Source organism: Bacillus sp. JJ634 (assembly GCF_036962285.1).
Classification (GTDB): domain Bacteria; phylum Bacillota; class Bacilli; order Bacillales; family DSM-1321; genus Peribacillus; species Peribacillus asahii_A.
This window is the reverse complement of the sequence record NZ_JBALMU010000162.1, coordinates 1,214-5,886: the sequence shown is the minus strand read 5'-3', so window position 1 is coordinate 5,886 and position 4,673 is coordinate 1,214. Positions and strand designations below refer to the sequence as shown.

Sequence of the window (4,673 nt, the reverse complement as noted above, 5' to 3'; positions counted from 1 at the left end):
GTCTGTAACAAGAATTTCAGTCCTTTTACAATCGTTTTACTAAATAGTAAAATACATGATAATAGCCTTATAAATTTTTCTCAAAATAAGTTATTACATAGCAGTTACATTAAAATACATAGAAATTAAATGACATGAGGAGAATAAAATGTCTAAATCAAAATTAACAAGTCGTGACATTAAAGCAGTTGAAACTAAATCACGTATTTTTCAAACTGCATACAAGCTCATTTCAGAAAAAGAATATGAAAACGTTTCTATTTCTGATATTTGTAAGAGTGCAGATGTCTCCATTGGAGCTTTCTATCATCATTACAAAGGAAAAGATGATATATTATTAGAAATCTATAGCCAAGCAGATAAACATTACAATCAATCACTACGCGGCAAAGAATTCCACAACTATACAACGAAATTGGAAACCTATATTACATCATATTTCGAGTACAGTGCTAATACTACAGGATATAACATACTCAAACATATATTCCGCCCTGATAATAGATTATTCCAAATGGAAGATCGACCTTTAATGAAAAACCTTCTTAATATTATTGAAGCTGGTCAAAAAAGTTCAGAATTCCGCACAGATAAATCAGCTAATGAACTATTTGAATTTGTCTTAGTAACAATAAGGGGAGTTATTTTCAACTGGTGCGCGAATGAAGGAACAGAAGATTTATTGCAGAAGCAAAAGCTATTTACGGAATTTATTCTTCTATGTCTCAAAAATAATAACACAGAGTAAAAAAACGAGTTATAGGAGAAGAAATGCGACTTTACTTTAGATGAAGTGTCTACTGATAATCATCGTTCCTATATCATACACACATCATTTATATGATTAAAATAATTCAATCACACCCTTGAGAACCCTTATCTATTAAAGTTTATATAATCATGCACAAAGAAAAGAATGAAGCAAAATAAATGGTGAAACTCTGAATGTATAAAAAATGGCGAAAAACTAATGTTGATTTCCCGCCATTTTTTATACATATTGAACTTTTGCCAGCGCCGTAAAATAACCTACTAGCAATACTGTTTAACAATTAAGTTAAGAAACCCAGGGTGTTCTAAATTATACCAGATAAAAAGATGACTCAATATTCAAAAACGAATATGAGTCATCTTTTTTAATGAGTTATTTTATTGAAATGAAAAATAACCGTCAGTTTTTCAGCGACCTTGAAATCCTCACGAGACTTTTACATCTGAGGGGGAGATTATTAGGCATTTCTCTTCCTGTTCACCTTATTTATAGAATTTAACACGGTCTTCAAGCGGTTGGAATTCTTTTTCACCTGGTGGAGAAGTTGGATTACCAAATGGCATTTGGGCAATTAATTTATATTCCCCAGGGATATTCCATTCCTTTTTCACTTCCTCATCAATTAGCGGATTATAATGTTGTAAAGACGCTCCTAATCCTTCTGCTTCCAATGCTGTCCATACAACTAATTGGTGCATACCTGATGCTTGGTTTGACCAGATTGGGAAATTGTCAGCGTATGTAGAGAATTGTTCTTGAAGAGATTTAACTACTGCTTCATCTTCAAAGAATAATACTGTTCCGTATCCAGCTTTAAAGGAATCCATTTTTTGCTGAGTAGCTGTGAAATCGGCTTCTCCGACTACTTTTCTTAACGTTTCAGTTGTAATGTCCCATAATTTATCATTCGCTTCTCCTGTTAATACAACAAGACGTGCAGTTTGGGAGTTGAAAGCAGATGGGGTATATTTTACAGCAAATTCAACAATTTCTTTAATTCTTTCATCAGATACTTGTACCTCTTTATTGATTCCATAGTAAGAACGTCTTTCTTTCAATGCAGTGTAAAAATCTTTCGTCATAATATTTATTCCTCCTAAAAGCCCATTTTAATACACGACCTATTATCTTCGTCATTTGAAATCCATATTCATTGCTAAGCAACATTTGTTAAATCTTTTGAATCCTTTTGAAAAATCAATCGACCTACTGAAAGTAACTTGCTTCCATTTGCTTGATAACGATTTGCTCAAACTTCATATTCATTTTTTAATTACAACATGTGCATGCACATGTTGTAATTTGCAGTGATTTACTTCTGTATAATTAGCGAATTGTGAATAATGCTTTTGACCAAGGAATTAATTGATCTAACATTTGATTTACTGAATCTTCTTGAACTGCTTTTGGTTTAAAGTCAGTACCGTTTTCAAAATCAGTGAATAAAGATAATGCTGGATGTACGCGAACGTCTGCAACTAACAATTCACCTAAAATACCACGTAAGTGTTCTGCCGCACGAGCACCACCTACTGAACCGTAAGATACAATGCCAGCCGCTTTGTTGTTCCACTCTTCACGTAAATAGTCTAATGCATTTTTAAGTGCCCCTGTAATTGAGTGGTTATATTCTTGAACGATAAATACGAAGCCGTCTTGGGCTGCGATAATTTCAGACCATGCTGCTGCGCCTGAAGTATCTCCGCCTTCTTCACCTAGTAATGGCAATTTATAATCTGCGATATCGATAATTGTGTAGTTTGCGTCACCGCGTTTATCTGCTAATTCTTTTACCCATGCACCAACTTGTGGACTTACGCGCCCTTCACGTGTAGATCCTAAAATAATACCAATGTTTAATTTTGTCATTGTTTCTTCCTCCTTTTGTCCAGCTCCAAATAATTTATTTAAAAATCCCATTTTATTGTTTCACCCCCTTACAAGTATTCTTTTTCAATCGTCAGCGTACTTCGTACAGTACCGATTGGTCTCACTATTTTTTCGATTTGTTCACGTTTTGGTTCAAAGAATGGCGGTAAAGATAATTTTTCACCAAGTGTTTCGTATCGTTCATCCTCCATAAATCCAGGACCATCCGTTGCCAATTCAAATAAGATGGAAGGGGCAACATTTGTATATAAAGATCCAAAATAATAACGCTCTACATAACCTGAGTTTCGTAATTGGAATTCATGTAAACGTTGTTGCCATGCATCTAAATCTGTACGTTCATCCACTCGGAATGCTGTATGATGAACTGTACCAAAGCCTTGTCGAGCTTGCGGAAGAATTGTATTATATTCGACGATTACTTGTGCACCGTTTCCGCCTTCACCCATCTCAAATAAGTGGAAGGAACCTTCCCTGGCAACTTCTCTCATGAAGAACACTTTCTCCAGCACTTCTTTAAAATAATCATAATAAGAGGTACGAACGAAAATTGGTCCTAACCCTGTAATCGCATATTCTAACGGAATCGGCCCTTTTTGCCATGGTGTTCCAGAAGCGTCACCTTGATTATGTTCATCTGAAATGAGTTGATACTGTTGATCATCAAAATCAACAAAAGATAATGTCTTCTTACCAAATTGCTCTTTAATGCCTGTATGTTTTACTTCGTATTTATCAAAACGTTTTACCCAATAATCTAATGCTGCATCAGTTGGTACACGGAAAGACGTTTTTGAAATTTCGTTCGTGCCATGTACCCCTTTCGGAATACCAGGAAAATCGAAGAATGTCATATCTGTTCCTGGACTACCAACATCATCTGTGAAATATAAGTGATATGTTTTGATATCGTCTTGGTTCACCGTTTTCTTTACTAAACGCATACCTAATACATAAGTAAAAAATTCATAAATCCTTTCTGCACTGCTTGTAATTGCTGTTACGTGATGAAGTCCTTTTAATTCGTTCATCTTTATTCCTCCGTTTTACCAATATCTCAGATTCAAGATATATACATAAAAATTAACTTCTTGTCGTTCTGTAACCAATTTGTTTTAATAAACCAATTCGGACACTAATGAAAAATGTACGAATTGGTTTATTATTAGTATAATATTTTATAGCCTAAAATTATGCTGCTGGGTTGATTTCTAATTCAACTTTGATTCTGATGTCTTTCCCTACAAGTACGCCACCTGTTTCAAGTGCTGCATTCCAAGTAAGATCGAACTCTTCACGGTTAATTTTAGCTGTTGCTTCAAATCCGTACACTTCTACACCCCATGGGTTCGTACCTTTACCACCAAATTCAACATCAAAAGTTACTGGTTTTGTTACACCTTTAATAGTTAAGTCACCAGTTACTTTGTAATCATCTCCAGCTTTTGTAATGTTTGTTGATTTAAAATCAATTGTTGGATATGTTTCTACATCAAAAAAGTCTGCCGATTTTAAGTGGTTATCACGATCTTCGCTGCGTGTGTTGATGCTTGCAACGTCAAATTTGAATGCAATTGAAGCTGTAGTTAAATCTGCTAAATCTGCAGCTTCTACGTCTGCTGTATAAGAATCGAATTGTCCTTTTACTTTTGATACCATCATATGTTTTACTTCAAACCCTACGCTTGAGTGTGATTGGTCCACTGTCCATTTTGCCATTTTAAAACCCCTCCATTTTTATCTCGAAACTGAGATATATATTTAAAAAAATTTAAAAGCTGTACATTCCATCATTTTTAAATAAATTATTATGAAATCAATTATCTCTAACTTGAGATAAATTTAACATACATCAATTCGTATTGTCAATACTTTTACATTCTACTATAAAAAATATTCCATAACGTACAGAAAGACCTGTCTTGAAATTTTATTGAGACAGGTCTTTTGCAACAAGAAATATACTTTCTTTTCAATTCATACACGCTATCAGATTTATCCCACTCTTAAC

5 protein-coding genes are annotated in these 4,673 nt (G+C 34.1%); 1 reads left to right on the top strand and 4 read right to left on the bottom strand.

Features of this window, described 5'->3' with window-relative positions; genetic code table 11:
• Positions 1-148 precede the first annotated feature (148 nt).
• Positions 149-748, top strand: a complete 600-nt coding sequence (locus V7068_RS20100) for a TetR/AcrR family transcriptional regulator (RefSeq protein ID WP_499714256.1) — start codon at positions 149-151, stop codon at positions 746-748.
• Positions 749-1,254: 506 nt separating this feature from the next.
• Here the strand turns inward: V7068_RS20100 and V7068_RS20095 are convergent.
• The 4 genes from V7068_RS20095 to V7068_RS20080 form a co-directional block, all read right to left on the bottom strand.
• Entirely contained in the window at positions 1,255-1,854 is a 600-nt protein-coding gene (locus V7068_RS20095) for a nitroreductase family protein (RefSeq protein ID WP_499714255.1), read from the bottom strand.
• A gap of 244 nt (positions 1,855-2,098) precedes the next feature.
• Positions 2,099-2,692, bottom strand: coding sequence for an NADPH-dependent FMN reductase (locus V7068_RS20090; RefSeq protein ID WP_127761010.1), 594 nt, complete (start codon positions 2,690-2,692; stop codon positions 2,099-2,101).
• A 17-nt stretch (positions 2,693-2,709) separates the two neighbouring features.
• Positions 2,710-3,693, bottom strand: coding sequence for a ring-cleaving dioxygenase (locus V7068_RS20085; RefSeq protein ID WP_499714254.1), 984 nt, complete (start codon positions 3,691-3,693; stop codon positions 2,710-2,712).
• A 160-nt stretch (positions 3,694-3,853) separates the two neighbouring features.
• Positions 3,854-4,381, bottom strand: a complete 528-nt coding sequence (locus V7068_RS20080; RefSeq protein WP_127761012.1) for a YceI family protein — start codon at positions 4,379-4,381, stop codon at positions 3,854-3,856.
• Positions 4,382-4,673: the final 292 nt, after the last annotated feature.

Bases quoted from the DNA above. Each gene is read 5' to 3' on its own strand.
- V7068_RS20100 (WP_499714256.1), top strand. From the start codon at position 149: ATGTCTAAATCAAAATTAACAAGTCGTGACATTAAAGCAGTTGAAACT.
- V7068_RS20095 (WP_499714255.1), bottom strand. From the start codon at position 1,854: ATGACGAAAGATTTTTACACTGCATTGAAAGAAAGACGTTCTTACTAT.
- V7068_RS20090 (WP_127761010.1), bottom strand. From the start codon at position 2,692: ATGGGATTTTTAAATAAATTATTTGGAGCTGGACAAAAGGAGGAAGAA.
- V7068_RS20085 (WP_499714254.1), bottom strand. From the start codon at position 3,693: ATGAACGAATTAAAAGGACTTCATCACGTAACAGCAATTACAAGCAGT.
- V7068_RS20080 (WP_127761012.1), bottom strand. From the start codon at position 4,381: ATGGCAAAATGGACAGTGGACCAATCACACTCAAGCGTAGGGTTTGAA.